Annotated in this window: 19 protein-coding genes; 14 read left to right on the top strand and 5 right to left on the bottom strand. The window is 41.9% G+C overall.

Annotated features, from left to right (window positions below; translation table 11 throughout):
• Nucleotides 1-141 precede the first annotated feature (141 nt).
• The 7 genes from PSPO_RS20505 (at nucleotide 142) to PSPO_RS20475 (ending at nucleotide 8440) form a co-directional block, all read left to right on the top strand.
• Nucleotides 142-2223 carry a S8 family serine peptidase gene (locus PSPO_RS20505; RefSeq protein ID WP_010558650.1) on the top strand — a complete coding sequence of 694 codons (2082 nt, stop codon included), beginning with the start codon at nucleotides 142-144 and terminating at the stop codon, nucleotides 2221-2223.
• A 231-nt stretch (nucleotides 2224-2454) separates the two neighbouring features.
• The gene (locus tag PSPO_RS20500) at nucleotides 2455-2952 is read left to right on the top strand and encodes a sigma-70 family RNA polymerase sigma factor (RefSeq protein ID WP_010558651.1); all 498 of its coding nucleotides are present in this window, start codon (nucleotides 2455-2457) and stop codon (nucleotides 2950-2952) included.
• 4 nt (nucleotides 2953-2956) lie between these two features.
• Entirely contained in the window at nucleotides 2957-3913 is a 957-nt protein-coding gene (locus PSPO_RS20495; RefSeq protein WP_010558652.1) for a FecR domain-containing protein, read from the top strand.
• Nucleotides 3914-4011: 98 nt separating this feature from the next.
• The gene (locus PSPO_RS20490; protein ID WP_010558653.1) at nucleotides 4012-4779 is read left to right on the top strand and encodes an energy transducer TonB; all 768 of its coding nucleotides are present in this window, start codon (nucleotides 4012-4014) and stop codon (nucleotides 4777-4779) included.
• A gap of 11 nt (nucleotides 4780-4790) precedes the next feature.
• The gene (locus PSPO_RS22005) at nucleotides 4791-5513 is read left to right on the top strand and encodes a MotA/TolQ/ExbB proton channel family protein (protein WP_010558654.1); all 723 of its coding nucleotides are present in this window, start codon (nucleotides 4791-4793) and stop codon (nucleotides 5511-5513) included.
• Nucleotides 5503-5913: an ExbD/TolR family protein gene (locus PSPO_RS20480; protein WP_010558655.1), complete on the top strand. Its 411-nt coding sequence runs from the start codon at nucleotides 5503-5505 to the stop codon at nucleotides 5911-5913. Before PSPO_RS22005 ends, PSPO_RS20480 begins: the two co-directional genes overlap by 11 nt.
• Nucleotides 5914-5992: 79 nt before the next feature.
• The gene (locus PSPO_RS20475; protein ID WP_010558656.1) at nucleotides 5993-8440 is read left to right on the top strand and encodes a TonB-dependent siderophore receptor; all 2448 of its coding nucleotides are present in this window, start codon (nucleotides 5993-5995) and stop codon (nucleotides 8438-8440) included.
• A gap of 57 nt (nucleotides 8441-8497) precedes the next feature.
• Here PSPO_RS20475 and PSPO_RS20470 read toward each other — a convergent pair whose 3' ends face one another.
• Nucleotides 8498-10504 (bottom strand): winged helix-turn-helix domain-containing protein, encoded by a 2007-nt coding sequence (locus PSPO_RS20470; protein ID WP_010558657.1) that lies wholly within the window; start codon nucleotides 10502-10504, stop codon nucleotides 8498-8500.
• Nucleotides 10505-10621: 117 nt separating this feature from the next.
• Here PSPO_RS20470 and PSPO_RS20465 point away from each other — a divergent pair, with 117 nt between their 5' ends.
• Nucleotides 10622-11503: a CE1 family esterase gene (locus PSPO_RS20465; RefSeq protein ID WP_010558658.1), complete on the top strand. Its 882-nt coding sequence runs from the start codon at nucleotides 10622-10624 to the stop codon at nucleotides 11501-11503.
• 1 nt (nucleotide 11504) lies between these two features.
• The gene (locus tag PSPO_RS20460) at nucleotides 11505-12314 is read left to right on the top strand and encodes a hypothetical protein (protein WP_010558659.1); all 810 of its coding nucleotides are present in this window, start codon (nucleotides 11505-11507) and stop codon (nucleotides 12312-12314) included.
• An 85-nt stretch (nucleotides 12315-12399) separates the two neighbouring features.
• Here PSPO_RS20460 and PSPO_RS20455 read toward each other — a convergent pair whose 3' ends face one another.
• Together PSPO_RS20455 and PSPO_RS20450 are read right to left on the bottom strand one after the other, a co-directional pair.
• Nucleotides 12400-15453 (bottom strand): efflux RND transporter permease subunit, encoded by a 3054-nt coding sequence (locus PSPO_RS20455; RefSeq protein ID WP_010558660.1) that lies wholly within the window; start codon nucleotides 15451-15453, stop codon nucleotides 12400-12402.
• Nucleotides 15454-15464: 11 nt separating this feature from the next.
• Nucleotides 15465-16565: an efflux RND transporter periplasmic adaptor subunit gene (locus tag PSPO_RS20450; protein WP_010558661.1), complete on the bottom strand. Its 1101-nt coding sequence runs from the start codon at nucleotides 16563-16565 to the stop codon at nucleotides 15465-15467.
• Nucleotides 16566-16698: 133 nt separating this feature from the next.
• Here PSPO_RS20450 and PSPO_RS20445 point away from each other — a divergent pair, with 133 nt between their 5' ends.
• Nucleotides 16699-17322 carry a TetR/AcrR family transcriptional regulator gene (locus PSPO_RS20445; protein WP_040641898.1) on the top strand — a complete coding sequence of 208 codons (624 nt, stop codon included), beginning with the start codon at nucleotides 16699-16701 and terminating at the stop codon, nucleotides 17320-17322.
• A 240-nt stretch (nucleotides 17323-17562) separates the two neighbouring features.
• On the top strand, nucleotides 17563-18894 hold the full coding sequence (locus tag PSPO_RS20440) for a metal-dependent hydrolase family protein (RefSeq protein WP_010558663.1): 1332 nt from the start codon (nucleotides 17563-17565) through the stop codon (nucleotides 18892-18894).
• A gap of 165 nt (nucleotides 18895-19059) precedes the next feature.
• On the opposite strand, the gene norR is transcribed toward PSPO_RS20440, so the two are convergent.
• Nucleotides 19060-20646, bottom strand: a complete 1587-nt coding sequence (gene norR / locus PSPO_RS20435; protein ID WP_010558664.1) for a nitric oxide reductase transcriptional regulator NorR — start codon at nucleotides 20644-20646, stop codon at nucleotides 19060-19062.
• 182 nt (nucleotides 20647-20828) lie between these two features.
• Here norR and PSPO_RS21920 point away from each other — a divergent pair, with 182 nt between their 5' ends.
• From PSPO_RS21920 to hmpA, 3 genes are all read left to right on the top strand, one after another.
• Nucleotides 20829-21122 (top strand): hypothetical protein, encoded by a 294-nt coding sequence (locus PSPO_RS21920; RefSeq protein WP_010558665.1) that lies wholly within the window; start codon nucleotides 20829-20831, stop codon nucleotides 21120-21122.
• Between the two features lie 8 nt (nucleotides 21123-21130).
• Complete coding sequence (locus tag PSPO_RS20425; RefSeq protein ID WP_010558666.1) at nucleotides 21131-22348, top strand: NnrS family protein; 1218 nt, start codon at nucleotides 21131-21133, stop codon at nucleotides 22346-22348.
• Between the two features lie 65 nt (nucleotides 22349-22413).
• On the top strand, nucleotides 22414-23604 hold the full coding sequence (hmpA, locus tag PSPO_RS20420; protein WP_010558667.1) for an NO-inducible flavohemoprotein: 1191 nt from the start codon (nucleotides 22414-22416) through the stop codon (nucleotides 23602-23604).
• A 92-nt stretch (nucleotides 23605-23696) separates the two neighbouring features.
• On the opposite strand, the gene PSPO_RS20415 is transcribed toward hmpA, so the two are convergent.
• Nucleotides 23697-24695 (bottom strand): AraC family transcriptional regulator, encoded by a 999-nt coding sequence (locus PSPO_RS20415; protein ID WP_010558668.1) that lies wholly within the window; start codon nucleotides 24693-24695, stop codon nucleotides 23697-23699.
• Nucleotide 24696 lies beyond the last annotated feature (1 nt).

Genomic DNA, 24696 nt, shown 5'->3' with positions numbered 1-24696 from the left:
CGTGCCAGATTTTGCATTTATTTTCATTTGTTTACATTAATAATTAAAATTGACAACGCTGTCTTTTTTCTGTTTTTTTGAGTGTTGTAAATGGTTTGTTAACTATTTGCGTGACTTCACAACAACAAAAAGGCAAACGTTATGAAAGCAAAATTTAATAAAACAACACAGGCTTTATTACTTTGCAGTACCTTCGCAGGCACAGCACTTGCGGCGGATAAAGTGTCACTTGATACCGATAGTTCAGAGCGATTTATCGTTACCCTTAAATCTGATTCATTGAAAATGGGTTTACCGGTTACAGCAGATGCACAGCAACAACAGGCTTTTAAGCTTAATAAACTGCAATCGTTAGCTAGCAGTGTTACGTCTCGGGCAATTCATGTATTACCGAGCACTAATTCGGTTGCACTTAAATTAACTCAAGCTGAGCGAGAGCAATTATTAAACCGCAGTGATGTGCAATCGGTGGAGGTTGATCCAAAACGCTATTTACTTGCAGAAAGCACACCTTACGGTATTGGTATGGTGCAGGCGGATCAGCTAAGTGACAACCTCACAGGTAATCGCAAAGTGTGTATTATGGATACTGGTTATCAACTGAGTCATCCAGACTTACCATCAAACGGCATCACAGGTAATGATGGTTATGGCAGTAATGATACCGGTAACTGGTATAACGATGGTAACGGCCATGGTACGCATGTTGCGGGTACTATTGCGGCAATTGGCGGAAATGGCCAAGGCGTCGTTGGGGTAAATCCTTCTAATCAGTTAGGCCTTCATATTGTTAAAGTGTTTAACGACCAAGGACGCTGGGCTTACGGTTCTGATTTAATTCGTGCGATTGAGCAATGTCAGCAAGCGGGCGCCAATGTGACCAGTATGAGTTTAGGTGGTTCGGGTCAATCAAGTGCCGAGCGCCAAGCTTTTGCAAACAGTTATGCGCAAGGTATGTTGCATATTGCAGCAGCAGGTAACGACGGAAATAGTTCGATGAGTTATCCTGCATCGTACGATGCAGTGGTATCGGTTGCTGCGGTGAATAGCGGGGAAAGTAAAGCATCGTTCTCACAATATAACAGCCAAGTAGAAATTGCTGCGCCAGGTGTAAGTGTGAATTCAACATGGATCAACAGTGGCTACAAAAGTATTAGCGGTACATCAATGGCAACGCCACATGTATCAGGCGTGGCAGCATTAGTATGGAGCCACTTTCCAAACTGTTCTAACCAGCAAATTCGCGATGCATTAAACACAACGGCAAAAGATAAAGGTGCAGCAGGACGCGATACCTCTTATGGCTATGGTATTGTGCAAGCCAAGGCAGCGTATGATTATTTAGCAAGTAGCAGTTGTGGTGGCGGTACCGGCGATGCAAAGCCTGTCGCCAATTTTGCGGTACAAGTCTCTGGTAACACTGCACAATTTTCTGATAGCTCAACTGATGACAAAGGCATAACCAGTTACGCATGGGAGTTTGGTGATGGCGCGACTAGCAGTAGCCAAAATCCTAGCCATACCTACGATAAGTTTGGCGATTACACCGTAAGTCTCACGGTTACCGATACTAAAGGTCAAACTAATCGTAAATCAAGCATCGTCACAATTAGTGATGGTTCAAGCGGTGGATGTAACGGACTAGCGAATTGGTCGACGTCAAAAGCGTATAAAGTGGGCGATAAAGTGGCGTATCAAAGCAATCAATACGAAGCAACTTGGTGGTCAACAGGGGCGCAGCCAGATGTATATACTAATGTTTGGAAAAACACAGGTAAATGCAGTGGCGATGGCAACGCAAATCAAGCGCCTGTTTCAAACTTTACGTTTAGTGCAACTGGATTAACGGTAGCGTTTAGCCAAACCGCTACAGATGATAAAGGCGTTGTAAGTTATGCATGGGACTTTGGTGACGGCATAACCAGTAACGCTACCAACCCGAGCCATAGTTATGCGCAAGCGGGCAGTTATACCGTAAGTTTAACAGTTGCTGATAGTGAAGGGTTAAGTCACTCAAAAAGCCAATCAGTAGTTGTAAGCAGTGATACTGGCGCAGGTTGTAACGGTGTGGTTGCATGGAGTGCCGGCACAGTGTTTCTAACTGGAGAGCAAGCATCTTACAATGGTCGTTTGTACTCAGCTAAATGGTGGACCCAAGGTGCAAACCCAGAGCAAAACTCAGGCCCTTGGGATGTATGGCAAGATGAAGGTGCATGTAACTAACCTAAACCCATATTTAACCTAAACTTGGGGTTAGAAGTTAACTAACACTTTATGATCCCGAGGTGAGGTTATCCATACCAAGCCCATTCTCAAATGGCGAAAGGCAACCATCTGGTTGCCTTTTTTAGCTTACACTCCGTATTTGCGTTACAAGGTGGCAATTATTTAGCTTGATATAAACAGTTAAAATATTAATAATAATGAGAATTGTTACTATGTATTTGTAGGGCTATGGATTCTTTCCAGCAAAATATTAGACACGTTTATATTGATAACCAATCATGGTTAGCAAACTGGTTACGTAACAAGGTAGGGTGCTCAGAGCTTGCATCTGATCTAACCCAAGATACTTTCATTCGTCTGTTAACTAACAAAAGAAATGCAACGATAGATAGGCATAAACCTCGCGCCCTATTGACGCATATTGCTAAAGGGTTAGTGGTCGATCACTGGCGTCGCAAAGACGTTGAGCAGGCTTATCTCGATAGTCTTATGACTTTCTCAGAAGAAGCGCAACCGGGTCCTGAGCAACGCCAATTGGTAATAGATACACTGATCCGCTTAGATCAGATATTGACTGAATTGCCTGAATTAACTCGAAAAATTTTTCTGCTATCTCAATTGGATGGTTATCGTTATAACGCGATAGCAACACTTTGTGATGTTGCCGAAATCACGGTAAAACGCCATATGAAAACGGCATTTATTGCTTGCCTATCGGTTGAGTAGTGTTGTGAAAACAAAAAACCAGCAAGCGTTAATTGAACAAGTAGCAGATTGGCTTGTTATTTTGCAAGACGGCAATGTAGATCAAGAGGTAAAGCAGCGCTTTGATGCCTGGCTTGCACAACACCCATCACATCGCGAAGCGTGGTCTCGTGCGCATTGCTTTTTAACTAACGTTGATGCAATGCCTAAAGGAATAAGCAGCAATACGGTGCTGACACTTAACCAAAAAAGCAGGCGCAGAATGGTAAAATTATTGACCATTGCATTTGCCTTACCTGGGCTCAGCTATCTAGGCTATCGTAAAGAGTTGCATCATTATGCTTACGCTGATCATATTACGCAACTGGGGCAAACTAAGCGTGTTACGTTAGATGATGGCAGTATCGTTGAGCTCAATACCAACACAAAGTTAGTCAATCGTTATTCAAATGCTGAGCGTTTAATCGAATTGCTTGAAGGTGAAGTGTTTATTAAAACCCATAGTGATAATCACACTCCAACAAGGCCTTTTAAAATAATTACACCCCACGGCGAATTACGTGCACTTGGCACAGAATTTAATGTTTCGGTAAGTAACAAACAGACTAATTTAAGCGTATTTACGCATGCAGTGAAGGTTAATACACCCTATTTCAATATTGTTGTGAATGCCGCTGAACGCTTAGTTTTTTCTAGTAAGAGTCATAGTGGAGTAAGAGTTGAAGCATTCACCACCGCAATGTGGCGAAAAGGTTTGTTCGTTGCCTCATCGTTACCTTTGAGACAGGTTATTGATGAATTGCGTCGTTACCACATAAGTTATATTCGAGTTGCTCCCAGTGTTGCTGATATTCGTGTATCCGGCACGTTTGATATTCATAACTTGATTAGTTCACTGGCATTGTTAGAGCAAAGTTTACCGATATCCGTATCGTATCGTTCAAAGTGGTGGGTTACGATCGACGATAAAAACAGTACATAATAATATTTTTAATTAAACGCACTGGGCAGTGATACTTTTTTTGGTTGAGTTCGGTAAGGAATGTATGCAGTCGTATTTGTTAACTAACAGGGTTTCAGTTGGCGCGCTTTTTCTCAAACTTTAAAATTCCTTTTTTCGTTACAGTGATTCATTTTGCGGCAATTGCGCTATTAATGGTCGACTTTAATCCAAAACCAGTCGTTCATAAGCGTGTTTTACAAGGCGTGCTAATTACACGTGCCCCAGCAAAGTCCGAACAAAAGCCTGTTGAACAATCACCTAACAAGGCTAAACCTGAAATTAATCAAACACCACAGGTTGTAGAAACACCGCCGAAAGAAGCTAGGGTTAGCAAGCCACTAATAGCGCAAAAAGCTGTTAAAAAGAAAGCAGTAAAAGAAGCGCGCGCTGAACTTACAGATAAAAAAAAGCCGGAAATAGCTAATAAACCATCACCACAAGTAAAGCCTAAAACGCCAGAGCTTATTAATAAAAGCCAAGCGACATCAGCCCAAACCAATACACCAGAAGATACGCCAACCGTAAGTGAAAATGTAACGACAAATGCCGTAATTCCACCGCGCATTGATGCTGCGCTTGGCAATAACCCTAGTCCTCCTTACCCACGAATATCGAGGCGATTAAAAGAGCAAGGCACAGTGTTACTTGAGATTTATATTCTTGCAAATGGGCAGGTCGGGGAAATGCGCATAAAACAAAGCAGTGGCTATCGAAGGTTAGATCAGGCAGCGCGTGCTGCCGTTGCAAAATGGCGTTATCAACCAGCACAAAAGAATGGACGGTCAATTGCTTATTGGTATGTACAACCGATTTATTTTTCACTCAATGATACAACACGTTTTTAAAAGGTATTTTAATGGAAAACCCTTATGGCATTGCCTCTTTATGGGCGCAAAGTGATTTTGTAATTAAGTCAGTCGCGGCTGTTTTATTTTTTATGTCAATTTGTACTTGGTCAGTTTTGATTACTAAATGGCTACATAACCGAAAGTTTAAAAATATTTCGTCCAATGTCGGCCAATTTTGGTTGGCGGCAAATTTAAATGATGGGCTAAGTACATTAAGCCAAGCATCAGGCTATAACCCGTTTAGTAACTTAGTGCAAAGTGGCATGCTGGCAAAAACCCAGCATCAAGCCAATGCAAACGCATTAACACACACTTTGCCATTAGCTGAATGGATTGCGTCAAGTTTACAAATGTCATTGGAAGAAACTAACGAGGCGATGCAAAAAGGTTTAACAACATTGGCTTCAATCGGTGCAACGGCCCCTTTTATTGGGCTATTTGGCACGGTTTGGGGAATTTATCATGCGCTGATTAATATTGGCACCAGTGGCAGCGTGAGTATCGATAAACTCGCAGGACCGGTTGGTGAAGCGCTAGTAATGACCGCATTTGGCTTATTTGTCGCGATACCCGCAGTATTAATATACAACGCATTAGTGCGCAGTAATCGTCAGTTATTAAATCGTTTAAACCACTTTTCACAACAGTTAAACGGATACCTAGTTTTGGGCACGTCACCAATAAAAACATCGTCGACCAAATCACAAGAGGAGGCGTCACATGGGGTTTAATACCCGCAGTATGGCACAAGATGACACTATGGCTGATATCAATGTAACGCCGCTAGTCGATGTGATGTTGGTTTTGCTAATCATATTTATGATCACGGTGCCGGTAATTACACAGTCTATAAATGTTGAGTTACCAAAAGCATCTCTTGAAAAAACTGATTCGCTGCAAAGCACGGTAGCATTTGAATTAAAGCCTGATGGCACTTATTGGTGGGATCAAAAACAGGTTAGTTTTGATGATGTAACTAAGCGCTTTGCCGAAGTAGCAGAGTTGGATACCCAGCCTGTAATTGAGCTTTATGCTGACGGCAATATACCGTATAAAAATGTGGTTAAGATAATGGCCGCAGCACAAAGGCAAGGCGTTACCTCGTTGGGATTTGTTACCGAATTAGAATGATTTCAAATAATAATGATACTTAATTCTATTTGGTTCGGTAGTTAGGGTAGTTCTCACTATTTTAAGAGTAAAAATAACTATGTTTCCACAACCTGTCCGCTCGTTGTTACGTGAACCTAATCGTAAATTGTCTTTTTCACCAGTTGCTTTTGCTGTTTGTATGGCGTTCAGCGCACCTATTGTGTGTGCTTCAGGTGATCCATCAAATCAAGTAACGCAGCAAAAAATCAGTTATCAAGTGCAGGCGGGTCCATTAAATGATGTACTAATTAATTTTGCTGCGGTTTCAGGGGTGAAGGTATCATTTGAATCAGCGTTATTTAATGGCATTCGCTCAAATGGATTAATTGGTAGTTACACGGTTAAACAAGGTTTTGACATACTATTGGCGGGAACTTCATATCGCGCTGATTATACCCAAAATGGATATGTGTTAACACGTGAACAAGATAGTGTAGCCTTGCCATCGGTAAATGTATTGGCAGATGGTTTAGAGCAGGCAACGGGACCAGTTGAAGGGTATATTGCAGCGCGCTCGAGTACTGCAACAAAGATTGATGTTGCAGTCGAAGATATGGTGCAATCGGTTGCGATTGTGACCGCAGATAAGATGGAAATGCAAGGGGCAAACCGTATTGGTGAAGCGCTTGCGTATTCTTCAGGGATTAATGTTGCCCCTTGGGGTGGTCAGCAACAATGGGATTGGTTTTACATTCGCGGTTTTGATGCCTATAACCCAGGTATTTATCTTGATGGCCTACAAATGCGTAACAATGGTAACTGGGGGATGTGGCAAGTTGATTCGTACAGTTTAGAGCGAATTGAGGTAATGAAAGGTCCGTCGTCGGTTATGTACGGGGTTAATGGTCCTGGCGGTGTGATTAATTTAGTGAGCAAACGCCCAACCACATTTGCTCAGCGTGAAATCGTATTTGAACTCGGCAATAATCAACATAAACAACTTGCGGCAGACATTGCAGGCCCAATGGATGAGCGGGGTGAATGGTTGTATCGAGCGACAGCACTAGTTAAAGACGGTGAACTTGAAGGTACGCCATTGCCAGATCAACGCTATTACTTTGCTCCATCATTAACTTGGAACCCAAGTGATAAAACGGCGTTGACTGTTTACGCCCAGTATTACGATATTGACTCTGGTGCAGATACGCACGAAGTACTGGTGGAGGGCTCACTTTTACCTAACCCAAATGGTAAAACTGAGCTGCCTATTTTCGGTGGTTCGGAAGATTACAACATGCTGAAACAGCAACAGTGGTTATTGGGTTATGATATTCAACATGCATTTGCTAATGATTGGACGTTAGTGCAAAAAGCACGTTATGCAGAGTTCGATTTTGATTTTAAGACAGTTTATAAGTCGGGCTGGATCACCATCAATGAGAATGATAGTAGCGACAAAGATAACTTTCGCTATATCAAGTTAACAGGTCTGGGCAGCGAAGAAGAGATCGAATCATTGAACTTAGACACCTACATTATTAAAGGGTTAACCTTTAATAATGTAACGCATCAGGTGCTAATGGGCATTGATTATCAAAAAACGGATATGAGAGTTGAAGCGTATTGGGGCGCAACCTTTGAGCCACTAGACACACTTAATCGTAAAGATAAATTGGCCTTTCAAGAAGTGCCGACCAATATCTCCGGTGTTTACGATATCACGCAAACGGGTATTTATTTACAAGATCAAATTACTATTGGCGAAAATTGGGTTGTCAATTTAGCGACACGCTATGATGAAACCAAAACGCAGACCTATGATTTAACGGGTAAATTTACCGAAGAGCAAAAGAATGATGGATTTTCATCTCGTTTTGGCGTGATTTATAAAGCGAATAATGGTGTGTCACCTTATGTAAGTTATGCTGAATCATTTGCGCCAACGGGGACAATTGACCCGGCTAAACTTGAACCTTTCCCGCCAGAAAAAGGCCAGCAGATTGAAGCTGGTGTTCGCTATACGCCGCGCAACGGCACTGGTCGTTATAGTGTGGCAGCATTCGATATTACACGAAAAGACTATACCCAATGGGTGTGGGATGAAGATCCGCACCCGGAGCAAAAAGGGGAAGTAAATGTGCAAGGTGCAGAAGTAGAAGCCTTAGTTAAGCCAACCGACAATAGTAATGTGATGGCAAGCTACACCTGGATCCCAAAAGCGGAGGTAGTAAACAGTGTATTTGAAGAAGAAATAGGTAAGCAGAGTAATGCAGTATCAGAGCATGCATTGTCTGTTTGGGGGGATTACACCTTTAATAATGGTTTGCAAGTTGGCTTAGGTGCACGATATGTCGGTTCAAACAAAGGCGTAGAAGAAAAAGCGCCTAAGCGCGTACCTGCTTATGTCATGTTTGATTCGACCGTGAAATACGATGTTGAACAATGGACCTTCGCGCTTAACCTACGCAACTTGTTTGACGACTATGAATTAACAACGTGTAATAATCGCAAATGTTATTATACGTCGGGTAGACAAGTAACATTAAGCGCAACTTATATTTGGTAATGCAACGATTCGCAATTGAGTAAAGGCAAAGGCAGCGATATTTTATAGCTGCCTTTTTTAGTGCGCGTTTTCACTGATATCAATCTGCCAAATTTGGCTGATTTGGTTATCCAGTAATGCACAAAAAAATTGCTGATTTACGTTAGACTGACGACATAAATTACGACCATATTTTGCCAATGAGCTGATGCTAGTCGTTTGCTTTGAGGCTAAATTTAGCCGTTTATAACCAAGGCTAGTGCGATAAACAATGCTGTTGTTCACATACTGCCAATCGCGCCACTGTAATAGCGCAAAATCTTTAACTAACACCCTTTCCTCATTTGTTAAAAAAGCACGTGCAAACAAGCCATCTTGACTAAATTTACTGTAATAAAGGGTACTTTCAGAAAAGTAGAAACTGTAGCCGCCATTAAAGGTAATTTGTTTAGCTTGGCTTGATGCCGAATCGAGTTGCCATATATTCCATTCTTGATTTTGCTCCGCACTCACAAACACTTGGTTCTCAGCATTAAAACCAACAAAGTGAATCGTATTAAATGTGTGATTTATTTTTTGCCACTGTGATTTTGCTATATCGTAGCGATAAATTTGATCGTTAATATTGGCAACAAGCGCAGTTGCATCAAATGACCATGCGATATTACCGACATACTCAATGGTCTTGTCAAACCTAAGTGTTTTGCTGGTGTGTTTGTCAGCCAGTTTTATGCTCAACTTACCGTTAAGTGATTCAACGTAAACCAGTTGGTCGTTAATAGGAGATGGTGCAAATTGTAAAATGCTGGCTTGGCGTTTAGTAATAGCTTGAGGCGCTTGATTATCGGTAATGTGATAAAGGTTTGAGATTACGGCGTAGTGCTCGGCAAACAGCACGTCTTTACTGGCAAAAATTCGGTTAAAGGTATCAGAGTAGTCTAGCTGGGTTAGTGTGCGTTGCTCGCGATTAAACTGATACAGCCCATCTTTTGCAGAAATAAGCAGAATATCATTAAACCAGCTTAAGGATTGCACGTGATCAATTAAGGGTACTTCAAAGAGTGGCTTAGAATCATTTAGCGTTTTAATCACTAAACTATCGGGTTTATTTGAATCGTAATTTATGTAGGCAAGCTGATTATCACTGATAGCAAATATGCGGTGCCCCAAACTGTTTCCGCTATTGTCGGGAAAGCTCAGCTGTTGCTGACGAGCGGTACGAGTATTAAAGGCCATTAATTTATAAGGTGCCGAGGCACTTTCTCGATAGGCATAAACTAAGCGATTATTGCTATCGAGCGCCATATTGGTCACAACGCTGGTACCGCACGAAAGTAATTGAGTTAGTTGCCGCGTAACTAAATTAAATTTAACCATGTTGCATTGTCGTTCAGTTAAATTAGAAAGCCTTGCCAAATATAGAAAATCGCCGTTTGCAACTACATCGGTGTAATAGAAATTATCGTTTACAAGGGGCGTTAAGCTGCCGTTTTGTTCTAGTTTCACTACCTTACTGATTGCAGCATTATTGCTTTTATGCAGGGCATAAAGTGTTTGTGAAGTCTCGTCAAAATAAGGGTTAAACGTCATGCCTAGTTGTTCAGTAAGCACGTGACGATTCGTTAATTTGAGCTGGTGATTAGTTTTACTTAATAAAGTAACCACCGATAAAATGATAAGCACGGTCATCGCAATTAAGCCAATTAGCCACTTAGTTTTACGTGTAGCTGGGGATTGCTTAACTTCATTTTCGGGTGAAGTTAAAGTTAATGCACTGGGTGTGACCGCAAAGCGATATCCCACTTTGCTTACCGTTACAATATAAATCGGTTTTGTGGGTTCAGGCTCAATTAATTTTCTGAGCTGACTAATCGCGCGATTGACAGCAGCATCACTTACCACTCGGCCTTGCCAAACATGTTCAATTAGTTCGTCGCGCGATAAGGCTCGTTGGCTGTTACGGCAGAAAAAAATCAGTAACTCAAATAACTTCGGCTCGCATTCAGTCACCTTTCCATTGATGGTTAGGGTATTTTTTTGCGTATTAACTTGAATAGCATCGAAGCTAAATGAACCTTCTATCATTATGATTTTACTAGTTATTATAATTTCATTATCAAATTATCATAACTTAATTAAGCAACAATAACAGCTTTTACATAATTTTAAGGCGGTCTTTGAACTTCAGATTGAGATAAAATAATGAGAAAAATTACAAAAATCGCTGTGCTAGCAAGTTGCTTAATTTCGGGTTGTGGTGGCAGTAGTAAAACAACAACACCTGTTAGTGAAAATAACACAAATGGTCCAAGTTTATGTGCTGGACAAGCTATTCCTGATGGTGCAGCATGTGTTGGTGTCGATGGCCGCCAGAATTTAATCTTTGGCGATACGAGCAAAGAATACAAAGGGCTAATTATTACCTTACATGGTGCACCGGGATATATGGCAAAAGTAGCCGGTATTTTTGATGCAAACATGCTTGAAGAAAAAGGGTACTTAGTCATTAGTCCAAATGGCAATGGCAGCGCATGGCAGTGGGATAGTAATACAGATGCTAACATCAGTGATGATAGCAATTACATCGCCAATTTAATTGATTACGCACATGCCAATTATACAATTGAAGGCGATAAAGCACGTATTTTCGGTTATTCCGCTGGTGGTTTTATGGCTTATACCTTAGCGTGTCACATTCCTGAAAAGTTGGTTGGTATTGTTGCATTAGCGGGGCAATATCGTGGTGATTTTGCTGCATGCACAACCACCACAGCAGTAGCAATTCATCATCTACATAGCCCAACAGATATGGAAGTGCCGGTTAAAGGCCGCGCCAGTGGCAACATTAAAAGTGTAGAGGATACGATTAATCACTGGCTCAGTATTAACGGTTGTGCCGTGCAATTTGAACAAATAACTCACCCTGCGGTCACTACTAACAGCAGTGGTACCGTTACCAATAATTGGCAACAGTGCGCGACACCTGTAGCATCCTCTAAGTTGTTTTCTGTGCCTCATGAATCAGATTATTTATCAGATGCGCTTTTCGAAATCTACCAATCAAGTATGGCATTGGAGAACTAACATGCGTGCATTATTTGGGTTAATGTTTTCATGTGCATTGGTTGCATGTTCAGATTCACCAAAAACACTCAATGACATTAGTAAAACAATTGATGATATAAACTGGCAACTTAAGCCTAAATACAGCGGTGAAGTTCCTAACAATCAAAGTGCTAATTCGTACCGTGTTGCAATAACGGGCAATAGCCATGTTGCAGGGCTAGGCGCTGAGATTAATAAGGTGATTACTCAGTTAACACCCCAAAAGCAGACAGTATCGGAGACTATTGGTAGTGGTTTTTTAGATGATAGCATTCGAAGTAGCATTGCAACTCAAGCGCTAGAAAACGGCAACTGGACGCACCTTATTTTGCAAGGGCAAAAATATTCGCAATCACGTAAGACAACGTATTCAACGACGGCGGCAGAAAAATGGATAGCCAATGCAAAGGAGCTTAATGTGATGCCGATATTATTTCCTGAGCACCCGCAGCGTGGCGATACAACAGAAGCGCAATATGTTTATGGTCTGCATTCAAATATTGTTGCGAAACAGGCGAGCTGCCTTGCGCCAGTCGGCCTTGTTTGGGATAGTGTTTTGCAGTTAATGCCTAACCTTAGGCTGCATGCCAGTGATGGTAATCACGCTGCGCCATTGGGTAAATATTTAACGGCGTTAGTGTTTGCTGAAGTGATCACCGGACAGCGAGTCGATTCGGTGATTTTAACGCCAGTAAATGGTGTGCGCGCTGACGAGCAACTCCTTATGGCGCAGGTCGTGTCGGAAGTAATTTATCAACTTCCTCCGTGTCCTTTTTCTGAATCCTCATAGAATTAGCGCATACGCTGATATCTCTAGCAGCAAAGCACAAGGTTCGCGCTAAGCAAACCCTTGTGCTTTTTTATATGCGTTAGTCCTACTTTTTAACGCGGTAGAACCCAGCATAAAGTGCGGGTACCACGCCTAAGGTTAAAACCGTGCCTACGCCTAAACCAAAGGCAATTACACAGGCCATACCGTAAAACAGCGGATCTTTACCAATAATAAGTGGCAGTAATCCCATCATGGTAGTGATGGTGGTCATCGCAATTGGGCGAAGGCGTGTTAAGCATGCATCAATAATGGCTTGATACTCGCTTTTACCTTCAGCTTGTTCAATTGCAATGCGGTCGATTAATACAATGGCGTTATTGATAATAATACCCGCAAGGCTGTAAAGGCCAAGTGTTACCATAAAGCCAAAGGGCGCTTGCATTAATAATAAACCTATCACCGCACCAATAAATGAAAGCGGAATAGTAAGTGAAATCACCATGGCTTTTCTAAATGAATTAAACTGCGCGACCAATAAAATAATAATAAAGCCAAGTACCATCGGCATATTAGCACTCAGTGCCTTTTGTCCCGCCTTTGACTCTTTAATTACACCGTCGTATTCAATGGTGTGATTAACCGGTAAGTCGTGTTTAAGCAGCTGAATTTGCTCATCGACAAGGGCTTTAAAATCTTCCGCAGAAAGCTTAGTGTTACGCGCTTCAATGCTAATGGTGCGAAACATATCTTCATGATGAATAATCGAAAACTGATTAATCGGCTCAAAGTCAGCAACTTGAAAAAGCGGTACGGCACGGCCTGATTTTTCAGAGTAAATATTTAACGTACGCAATCTATCTAGGCTATTACGCTCGTTTTCACCGGCGCGCAGCACAATTGGAATAATTTCATCTTGATCGCGGAAGTTAGTAATTACACCGCCGCTAAAGTAGCTCTCTAGGGCTTGTGCGATTTCGCTTGAGGTAAGCCCTGCACGTTTTGCACGGTGCTGATCCACTTTAACCGAGATTTTAGTAATCAAATTTTCCCAATCGGTACGCACGTTCAATGAGTTCGGCGCGGCATTTAAAACAGCCATTACTTCTTGTGCTTTTTGGTAAATAACTTCTTTATCAGGGCCTTTTACCTGCACTTTTAAAATAGACGAATCCGACGGCCCTAAGAACATTTTGCGCACACGTGCTGACACATTGGGAAAGCGTGCTTCAATTTGTGTATCAAGTTCTAACACCCGCGAGGCAATATCTGTTTCTGGCGTAACATTTAGTACAATAAAGCCTTTATTTTCAGCAGGGTCTTCCGGATTGAGTGAGAGTACAAAACGCGGGCCGCTAAAACCAACATAGCCTGAGAAGCTTTCAATATAGTCAAACTGCTCTTTGTTATTAAACCAAGTGAAAATTTCCTGCATTTGGCGATTGGTTTCGCGTGATGACGTACCGCGCGGTAAATCGATGTTAACGAGTACTTGAGTACGATCTGAATTGGGGAAAAACTGTTTGGCAACAAATTTCATTGATGCGCCAGCGCCAATAAACAGTATAAACATCGCCGCCATAAACAGGGCTTTGTGTTTTAACACCCAATGTAAAAACTGCTCGTATTTCGCATAGTAGCTGGTTAGTTTGCCAAATTCATTGCTATCGCTGCTGGTCGTTTTTGGCACTTTAATAAAGTAGTAACTTAAAATTGGCGTTACTGTCAGCGCTAATACCCAACTGCTTAGCAAGGTAATTAAAATCACCAATGAAATAGAACGCGTGTATTCGCCCGCAACATGCTCCGCCAGCATTAGCGGTAAAAAGAATAAAATGGTGGTGGCTGACGAGCTAAGTAGCGGAACTGCCAGCTCTTTACATCCTTGCACCATAGCTTTGTAGCGGTCGATGCCTTGTTCTAAACGGCGTTTAAAATCTTCGGCAATAACAATGCCGTTATCAACCAATAAACCAAGTGAAATGATAAGCGTAGCCAAGCTCATGCGCTCAAGCTTAATACCGCTGTATTGCATAATGGCAAGGGTTACCAGCATCACCAGTGGCACAATAGCACCCACAATTAAGCCGGTGCGAAGCCCTAAGAAAAGAATTACCACAACAAGCACTATCGCCAGTGTTTGCAGTACATTAATTGATACCCCTTTCACTGTTTTTTCAACTTGGTCGGCCTGATAGGTGGCAATATCGAGTTGATAACCAATGGGTAATGTGTGTTCAATCTCCGCAATTTTGGTTTTAAAACGCGGTGCAAACTCTAAGATGTTGTATTCAGGCAACATCGCATTAGCGAAGAAAATCGCTGGTTTACCATTAAAATACGCCAATTTATCAGGTGGGTCGATATAACCTTTTTTAATCGTGACGATGTCTTTTAGGGCAATGAAATCCTCGGTTCCGGGAATGGTAATATAGGTATTTTCAATGTCTGGAATGCTATTAAAATTACCCGTTGGTTCAATAATAAAGCTGCGGCTACCAGTATCAACACGACCACCTGACTGCACTATATTTTGCTTTTGCAGCTCGCTAATGAGTGCTAGTGGCGAAATGCCAAGTTGCGCCAATTTTGCGTTTGACGCTTCAAGGTAAATGCGCTCGGCTTTGGCGCCTAAAATCTCAATTTTTTTAGTGCCTTCAACACCGTAAAGGGTGTCGCGAATATGCTGCGCAATATCGTACATTTCGTCCATATCAAAGCCATCGGCAGTCAGCGCAAGGGTGATCACCGATACATCACCAAACTCATCATTTACATAAGACGGTAAGGTGCCTTGTGGCAGTTTGCCTTGGGCATTATTCACCTTATTACGTAAGTCTTGCCAAATATTGTCGAGGTTAAAGTATCGGTCATAAATTTTTACGTGAATAGTCGAAAGTCCAGTTGAAGATGACGACTTAATCTCTTTTACTTCCGGAATTTTGCGAATTTCTTCTTCTAATTTTCGCGTTATTAATTGCTCAACACGGTCCGGCGCCATGCCCGGAAATTGTGTGCTGACAATGGCTTCACGAATAGTAATAGTAGGATCTTCTTGTGCTGGCAGGGTGAAGTAGGCAAAAATGCCGTTTAGCATTAATAGTGCCACCACAAGTAATACGGGTTTTTTATAATTAAACGCCAAAGCGGTAATATTCATATTCCCGCTCCTTAGTTAAAACGCTGCACGGCGTTATCAAGCAGCGATACTTTTTGCCCGTCGCGCAAAAACGCAATGCCAGCTGTAGCAATAATCTCGTCGTCTTTTAATCCATTCGAAATAATCACTTGGTTATTAATAACGTTTTCGGTTTGCACAAAGCGTTTTTCTAACAGTTGCGTGTTAGGGTCAAAAACAAAAACATAGGATTTTTGCTTCACATCGGCCCCTAGACTACTTACCGGAATACGAATACTTGGCCCTGTAAAGCCTGTACGGCCAATCCCTTGATAAACAAACTCTACTTCGGCAGTCATACCGGCACGTAGCACCGAATTTTCTTCATCTAAAATAACTGTAACAGGGAATGCATTGGCAGATTCAGCGCGGGTGCCTTTTTCTGAAATATGCCCTTTCATCGACAGTTGTGGCATTACAGGGTAGGTTACTTTTAAGGTCATATCGCTGTTTAAGTCATGGATTATGCTTTCAGGCACCATTACACGTACTTCAAAGCCGTGTTGTCCTTCAATTTCAAATACAGATTGGCCAGCGGCAACTTGTTGTGAGGGTTCAATTAAACGTTTGGTGATAACCCCATCGTAAGGTGCTAGTAATTCACTATCTTGTACGTTTTTGCGGGCAATATTGAGCTGAGCATTTGCTACATCTACGGCACTTTTGGCAGATTCAAACGCTGATTTCGAATTATCAAAACCTGATTTTGACACTAAACCTTGTTCGCTCAGCGTTTTGTATCGCTCATATTCATTTTGCGCTTCTTGCAGTGTTGCTTCGGCTTGTTTCACCTGCGCTGATGCTGATTCAAAACTTAATTGAAACGTAAGTTGATTAAGCTTGGCAAGGGGTTGGCCTTTACTCACCGTATCACCTAATTTCACAAACACCTTTTCAACTTTACCGTTTACTTCAAAGCTTAAGCTGGCATTTTCAACGGGGGCAACAATGCCCGAAAGCGTGCGCACTTGTTCAAAATTTGAGGTTTTTACCGCTGTCCATGCGATTGGGCGGATAGGAGGTTCAGAGTGTTCTATTTCTTTTGAACAGCCAACAAGCGTGATAATACACGCAACAACGTAAAGTAAACGCATAACGGTTCCTGTAAAAGGTGCTAATTTTATAAGCACAAATTGAGTAAATTAATTTGGTACTATGCAGTACCAAATATTTTGGTACCATGTAGTACCAAAGTCAACCATGTTTTTACAATTATTAGGTACAGTCTTGAGTTTAGAACAAATTTTAAATGCAAAACCGTTATCAGAGCGCGGTAAAAAAATCCTCGCAGTAGCACAAATGCTATTTTTAGAACATGGTTACGACAATACCTCGCTTGAAATGATTATTAGCGAATCGGGCGGCTCAAGGCGCAATATTTACAGTGAGTTTGGTAATAAAGAAAAGCTACTGCTTGCTGTTATTCGTGAAAAAGCCGAAGTGCAAGTGGGCACTTTGCTTAATATCGATTACGACTTGCCGCCGCAACAAGCGCTTAGTCAGGTGTGTTATGGTTTTGCTCAAGGCTTTTTATCAGAGACTATGGTGAAGTTGTTCCGCTTAGTGACCAATATTGTGCCCAAGCTGCCGGAAGTAGGTGAATTGATTTATCACTTTGGCCCGTTACGAGGCAGTATTCCGCTAGCGAAATATTTAACCCATTTGCACCAACAAAACATGCTCGATGTCGACGACGCCGAATATGCCGCAAAGCTATTAATCGAAATGATCAAAGGGCGTTTGCACATTAAAGCCGTATTGCTACCAAACGAACCAATTAGCGATCAAGAAGTGCAAGAACATGTTGATAAAGCCGTCGCCCGTTTTTTAAAAGCGTATAAAGTGGTTTAAATGTGTTCTTGAGTAACTATCTGATTTTATATTATTTATAGCGGTTTTGTTCAGCGTTAAAAGATGGTTTGCTTATATGCGTGTATCTAGCTTTATCTCTTGATAAAGCTAACACTAATTTAGTGTAAGACAAACGTCAACGGTTATAAGTCATTTATTATGAGTAACAACTTTATAAGTTGTTGATCATAAAGCAAGGGCTTGTATAGTAGAGTAAACGATATAAAGGAATTGGGTGAGATGTTGAAACTTAGGCTAATACTGTTATTACTTCTCTTTGCACCCGCATTGATGCAAGCAAAAAACAGTCAGATTGTAATAATTAACAATGTAAATGTTTTTGATGGTAAAAATGAAAAGCTTACCAAGAACGCCTCGGTTGTGATTACAAAAAATTTAATTACTGCAATCACGCAAGATCCTTTAAACATAGATAATGCTGTGGTTATTGACGGAAAAGGCCGAACATTAATGCCTGGCTTAATTGATATGCACTGGCATTCTGCATACGCAAGTATTCCAATGCAAGTAGGGCTTAATTCCGAACATGCTTATCATTTACTGGTTGGTGCTAAAAGTAATGAAAAAGTGCTTATGAGAGGTTTTACTTCGGTTCGCGATGTTGGAGGTAATGTTTTTTCATTGGCAAAACTTACTGATGCTGGTGTCTATTCAGGCCCTCGTATATTTCCTTCTGGGCCAGCGATTAGTCAGACTTCTGGGCATACAGATTTTAGACCAGCTACCGCGGTCCCTGCTAATACTCATGACAAACTAGTGTACATGGAACAAATTGGTCATGTGATCGTTGCTGACGGCGTGCCAGAAGTACTCAAACGAACCAGAGAAGCGTTGCGGATGGGAGCCTCACAAATAAAAATCAACTCTGGCGGCGGAGTGTCATCAAGTTTTGATCCACTGGATGTGAATCAATTTACATTTGAAGAAACAAAAGCCGCAGTTGATGCTGCGAACGACTGGAATACCTATGTTGCTACACACACATTTACAGATGAAGCGACTCGAAGAGCACTAGACGCAGGCGTAATGAGTATCGAGCATGGCCACCTTTTAAGTGAAAAAACATTAAAGTTAATGAAGAAAAAAGGGGCATATTTAAGTATGCAACCTATTTTAGATGACGAGGATGGGATCAGTTTTCCAGAGGGCTCATTCAGTCACCAAAAATATCTGACGGTGACAGAAGGCACTAATCATGTTTATAAGCTGGCACGAAAAGTAGGTGTCAAAATTGTGTTTGGTACAGATACTTTGTTCGACCCTGAACTTGCTGAAAAGCAAGGCAAACAGCTAGCAAAATTGTCGCGCTGGTTTACCCCTGTCGAAGCTCTGCGCCAAGCCACTTCAATAGCTGGAGAATTATTGGCTTTATCTGGCCCGCGGTCTCCATATCCGCTCGGTAAACTTGGCGTGATTGAAAAAGGGGCTTACGCAGATCTGATATTAGTGAACGGTAATCCGCTTGAAGATTTAGATTTAGTTGCCAATCCTGAAAAAAACTTCGATTTGATAATGAAAGACGGAAAGATCTTTAAAAACACGCTTAATTAAGTTTTTAAATTTAATAACATTACCGATATAGTAAAACGGTAATGTTATTAGATGGTTCTAGAATCGCTGAAAACCATGTGTAAATATATTCTCAAAATCGAACTGTTCGTTTTCCCTTTGATTATTCGCCGCTAAAAACTGATTTGGATAAGTACTTTTCCAGTATCAACTAATCTGCTTTGTCACACTAATGCCTAACCGTTTTGCAAGGCGGGTTAAGTTAGCGCGGTCGGTGTTAAGTTCTCGTGCTGCCGCTGACCAATTTCCATTATGGTTAGACAAGGTGTTTCGTATCATTTCACTTTGAAAACGCTCTGTGGCCTGTTTTAAACTTTCATCTGGTTTTAGCAAAAATTGCTGCGTTTGAATTGGGTTAGCCTTTGGCTCATCGCTACTTGTGCCGTCAATTGCAAGCTCTCTGACTAACTCACCACAATCAACCGGGTTGATTGTCACTATGGTTGATTGGGTATTTACCGATGCTTTAAGTGCCGCGCGACTTATCACATGCTCTAGTTCGCGCACATTGCCCGGCCAGTGATAGGCATTTAAATAGGGCAGCACGTCTTTGGCTATTTTAAGCTGTTGCAAGCCAAGTTTGCGGCGCGATTGCTCGACAAAATAGCCTGCCAACAAGGCAATATCGCCATTTCGAGCACGCAGTGGTGGAATGTTAACGGGGTAAACGCTTAAGCGGTGAAATAAATCGGCGCGAAAGTTTCCGTTATTTACTTCGTCTGCTAAATCACGATTAGTAGCGGCGATAACCCGCACATCAACATAATGAATATCATCTTGGCCAACGGGTTGTATTTCATTGGATTGCAGTGCGCGTAGTAGTTTACTTTGCGCTGCGAGTGGCAGTTCGCCCACTTCATCTAAAAATAGAGTGCCGCCATCGGCCAACACAAATTTACCTGCGCGATTTTTATCGGCACCGGTAAAGGCGCCTTTCACATGGCCAAATAATTCGCTTTCAATTAAGTTTTCAGGCAGAGCAGCGCAGTTTACATACACCAAAGGTTTATCGGCGCGGCTTGATTGTAAGTGTAAGCGCCGTGCAATAAGCTCTTTACCTACGCCTGTTTCACCTTGAATAAGCACGCTAAACGGTGATGCAGCGACCAAATTAACCTCTTGTTTAAGCTTTACCATGGCTTGGCTGTCGCCAATTAATTCGTTGCCATCACGGGCGATGGCTTCTTGGCTAAGCTCTGCCATTAGTAAATGTGAGCGCGAATTACGCTGCTCTAATTCATCGAGTGTGAGGGCAATTTTTAAGGTGGCTGCAGCGATGGCTGCTAAGGCATCAAGCTTGTCTTGGCCTAAATCGTCAAAGGCGTTCGGCTTTAAAGAGTCAAAGGTCAAAATGCCAATCAAACGTTCGGCAAAATATAGTGGTAGGCCCATACAAGCATGAATTGGTAAATCACCGGGGTGATCAGCAACTAGGCCATCATACGGGTCGGGTAAGGGACTCGATGCTGCGAAACGCACAGCTGCTTTGGCATTACAAATTGCTGCAAAACGCGGATGCTCGCTAATAACAAAGCGCCTGCCGAGCGTGTCGGGTGTAAGCCCTTTAATCGCAAGTGGTTTTAATACTTCCCCACGCAGTGCCAAAAGCGCAATGGCCTCGCACTCAATCACCGTCGCAAGGGTTTGCAACAGCTGTTCAAATCTGTCTTGATTATCGAGACTGGTCACTTGGGCTTTTGCAAATTCTACTAAGGTTAAAGAGTTAATTGCCATACAAAACCACCTAAAAACACAATTGTGTCATTATGACTTATTTTTGTGCTGTGTCAAATTGACTTATTTGTTGGTATTTAACGGCGCTTACTTTGATTAACTATATGATTAATATCAATAAATTAATATTGGCATTGTTGCTGCTATATCAAGCTGAAATTAAATGAAATTAAGGCTTAATTATGCAGCAAGTTGTTAATGAGACTGCTTTTATCAATCACGAGCGTGCGCTAACGCTACCAAATAAAAACAAAAAAAATGTGTTTGGTTTTACTAAGCAAGTGGGTAATTGGTTAATGTTAGTTCCTGTTAGTTTGTTTATTAGCTGTTTAATGATTAGCTATTCATTTGCTGAATATTTTTCTATGGCACAGCAAATTGCCGCTCACATTGGCACTATGGTATTTCCTGCATTATTTAAAATTGGCTATGTTGTGCGTTGTATTGGGCAACATGGCTTAGGCCTTCGCGTGTAGGTGGTTCGATGTTAAATATTCAAGAACCTCAAACACAAGAAAACATGCCTGTTAGAACCTTTTCAGAACATGCCTTTTTTCAATTGGCATTTCGCTCAAGCTTTATTCTCGGGGCAATCGCATCAATCTTAGCCATGATAATGTGGCTTGGCTTTTTAAATGCGTGGTGGCAGTTAGATCCAACAGGCTTAACCCCAACGGTATGGCATTTACACGAAATGTTATTTGGCTTTGGTGCCACCATTGCAACAGGATTTGTATTAACCGCGGTGCAAACTTGGACTGGCAGGCCAAGTATAAAAGGCACGCCTCTTATTGCTTTGGTTAGTCTTTGGCTCATTATACGTGCGCTGTTTATTGTTAATTCAACGGCAAGTGTCATTTTAGCCACCGTTCTGCAAAGTATTTGGTGGCTCAGCATTATCGCTGTTTACTCACATATCGTTTTGGCTGCTAAAAATCGTCGCAATTATTTGTTTATCCCATTATTCAGTGTGATGGCGCTACTTGAAATGGCACTTTTAATCAGTGAGCTAACTATTGATACTGCACAGGCACTGCATATTGGCCGTACTATGGTGCTGATGTTTGGTATTTTAATGGCGATCGTCGGTGGTCGTGTTATTCCGTTTTTCACCCGTAACGGTGCCAAGCTTAAAGATGTGTCGCATCCGCCTTTGCTTGACCCACTATTATTGGTTACATCCTTGCTCGGCACTTTAGTGTTTTTTAGCCATTTTTATATTTCTCTGCCGTTATCGCCTGCGTATCTAATGATTGCAGCAGGCTGCTTGCACCTTGCAAAGCTGGGTTTTTGGCAAAGTAATAAGACGCTCGGTATCTCTCTTTTATGGTCGTTGCATCTCGCCTACGGCGCCCTTGCTCTTGGTCTTATTTTACTTGGAGCAAGTTATTTCACGCCGCTCATTCCTTTTAGCTCTGGGCTTCATGTAATCACAGTGGGCGCCATGGGTTTAATGATCTTATCCATGATGAGTCGTGTTTCGCTGGGTCACACAGGGCGCATGTTATTGCCTAAGGCCATTATGAGTGCGGCGTTTTTACTGTTGTTCGTAATGGCAGTAACCCGAGCGTTGCTTCCCGCTATCGGGCTTTCTCATTTCGCATGGCAGATAAGTGCGCTTGGTTGGATTATCGCGTTTGCAATTTTTGTTTGGGTTTATTTCCCGGTATTAATCGCGCCTCGCCAAGATAGTTTTCGTTAATTCCTAAGGTCAACCGACCCTGATTATTTAATTCTAACAACATGTTGCAACACACGAGGTAAACCATGTTACAACAACGTCATATCGATATTATTAAAAGTTTAGTGCCACTACTTACAGAAACCGGGCCTGCTTTAACAGATCATTTTTATTCGCGTCTTTTTACGCATCATCCTGAGCTTAAACATATTTTTAATATGAGCAATCAAGAATCAGGTAGACAAAAAGCAGCATTATTTGAAGCTATCGCAGCGTATGCGCAGCATATTGAGAATGTGGGTGCATTAAAAAGTGCGGTTGAGCGCATAGCCCATAAACACACAAGCTTTAATATTCAGCCTGAAATGTACCAAATAGTAGGACATCACCTAACTGAAACCTTACGTGAATTAACAGGGGAACTATTTACCGCCGAAATTGAAGAAGCGTGGACTGCAGCATATGACTTTTTAGCGTCTGTATTTATTCAACGTGAAGGTGAGCTTTATGAAAACCGTGCAAAAAGTCAAGGTGGCTGGCGCGATAGCCGCCCATTTGTGGTAAGTGAAAAAATTAAAGAATCGGAATTAGTCACCAGTTTTGTCTTAACGCCAGAAGACGGGAAAGCGGTAATTGATTATGTGCCGGGGCAGTACTTAGGCATTTCGGTGCAACCAAACGATCATCCATTTACTGAAATTCGTCAGTATTCGTTATCAAGTAAGCCTAATGGGCAAAGCTATCGTATTTCGGTAAAACGCGAAAAAGGCATGCCAGACGGCCTTGTATCTAACTACTTGCATGATCATATTGAAGTGGGTGATACCCTTGCAGTTAACGCCCCTGCAGGAGACTTTTTCTTCCAAGACAAGCAATCACCGGTAGTACTTATTTCGGCCGGGGTGGGTGTTACGCCAATGCAGTCAATGTTGGAGTATTTATCGGCGCTAAATTATGAGCACGATGTGTATTATTTACATGCTTGCGGCTCTGAGCAACAGCACTCGTTTAAACAGCGCACCAATGAGCTTGCCATGTTAAATAACTGGCAAACCTATACATGGTATGAGAATCACAATGAAGCAAAAACATTACCGGAAAACATATACCATGGGCTCGTTGATTTAAACGATGCACGGTTACCGTATGGGCAAGCGCATTTCTACTTGTGTGGTCCAGTTGCCTTTATGCGTTTCATCAAAAAGCAGCTATTAAATATGGGAGTTGGCGCAGAACGTATTCATTATGAAGTGTTTGGCCCGCATGCGGAGCTATAGCACCTAACGAATAAAGGCCCAGCATTGGGCCTTTTTATACTCGCTAACGAAACCGAGGTTATAGAAACAGAAATGCGCCATTTACAATATTTTTAGTGATTTGCAGTGCTTCGCATCTGTGAGGGCGAACACCCAGTCCAGCTGTTGTATGCGCGTACAAATGAGTTGTATTCATGAAAACCCAATAAAAAAGAGACTTCTTGCATCGGTAAATTGGTTTGAGTGAGATAGTGTGCAGCAAGTTCTTGTCTGACGTGTTGTAATACAGATTGAAAGCTCTGATTTTCGCTTGCGAGTTTGCGCTGTAATGTACGTTTACTCATTGCCATGTGTTTTGCTACAAAATCAGCACTGCTTTCACCTTGCGGTAATGAGCCTACTAAAACAGCGGCCACTTTTTCTGAGAGTGAATCGTCACTTTGTATGGCATCTAGTTTCTTTTGCAGCTCACCATCAAACAGTGCCAACATTGCCTGATTATCGGTTAGAAAAGGGGTGGTGGCATCCCTTGCTGAAAAGCTAATTTGTGCATTTTCACCTTGAGAAATCTCGCAACCAAAAAAAGCTTCATACTTAGCTAATGATTTTGGCAGCAGAGGAAGTACTACTTTTTGAGCGGGTATTCGCTCTCGGGTTGCAAGACGCGCTAATTGCGTAAAAAATATCATTTCAACTAAATTAAGCGTTTTGGGTAATTCACCCTTATGGCCGTAACAACCTAGGGTGAGGGTGGTCGCAGACGCATCTTGTTTAATATCTAACGTTAAAGGGCCGATTAACGGCTTGTAATCGCGTAAACGCGCCAGTGCAGCATTCAGATCAGTACTGCACAATGCAGCATAAATAGGCACATCACACGATTCGAGGCTGATCACTTCAGCAACTTTCAGTGGCATCTCATCATTGTTAGACACCGCTTCTATGCCGTGCCATAAGTCAAAATATTGTGACGGTGTCAGTTGTACTTTATTTTGCTCAAATAATTGTTGAGGCAAGCTTGCATGTGCCAGCACTTCATACAGAGATATACCAAGGTCATTGAATAGTACTTTCCAATTGGGTGGAATGGTAAATTTGCTTGCTCGTTTCATA

This window comes from Pseudoalteromonas spongiae UST010723-006, from assembly GCF_000238255.3.
In the GTDB taxonomy this organism is placed as follows: Bacteria; Pseudomonadota; Gammaproteobacteria; order Enterobacterales; family Alteromonadaceae; genus Pseudoalteromonas; species Pseudoalteromonas spongiae.
The sequence above is the reverse complement of the archived record's forward strand: the minus strand, read 5'-3'. Positions and strand labels throughout refer to the sequence as shown.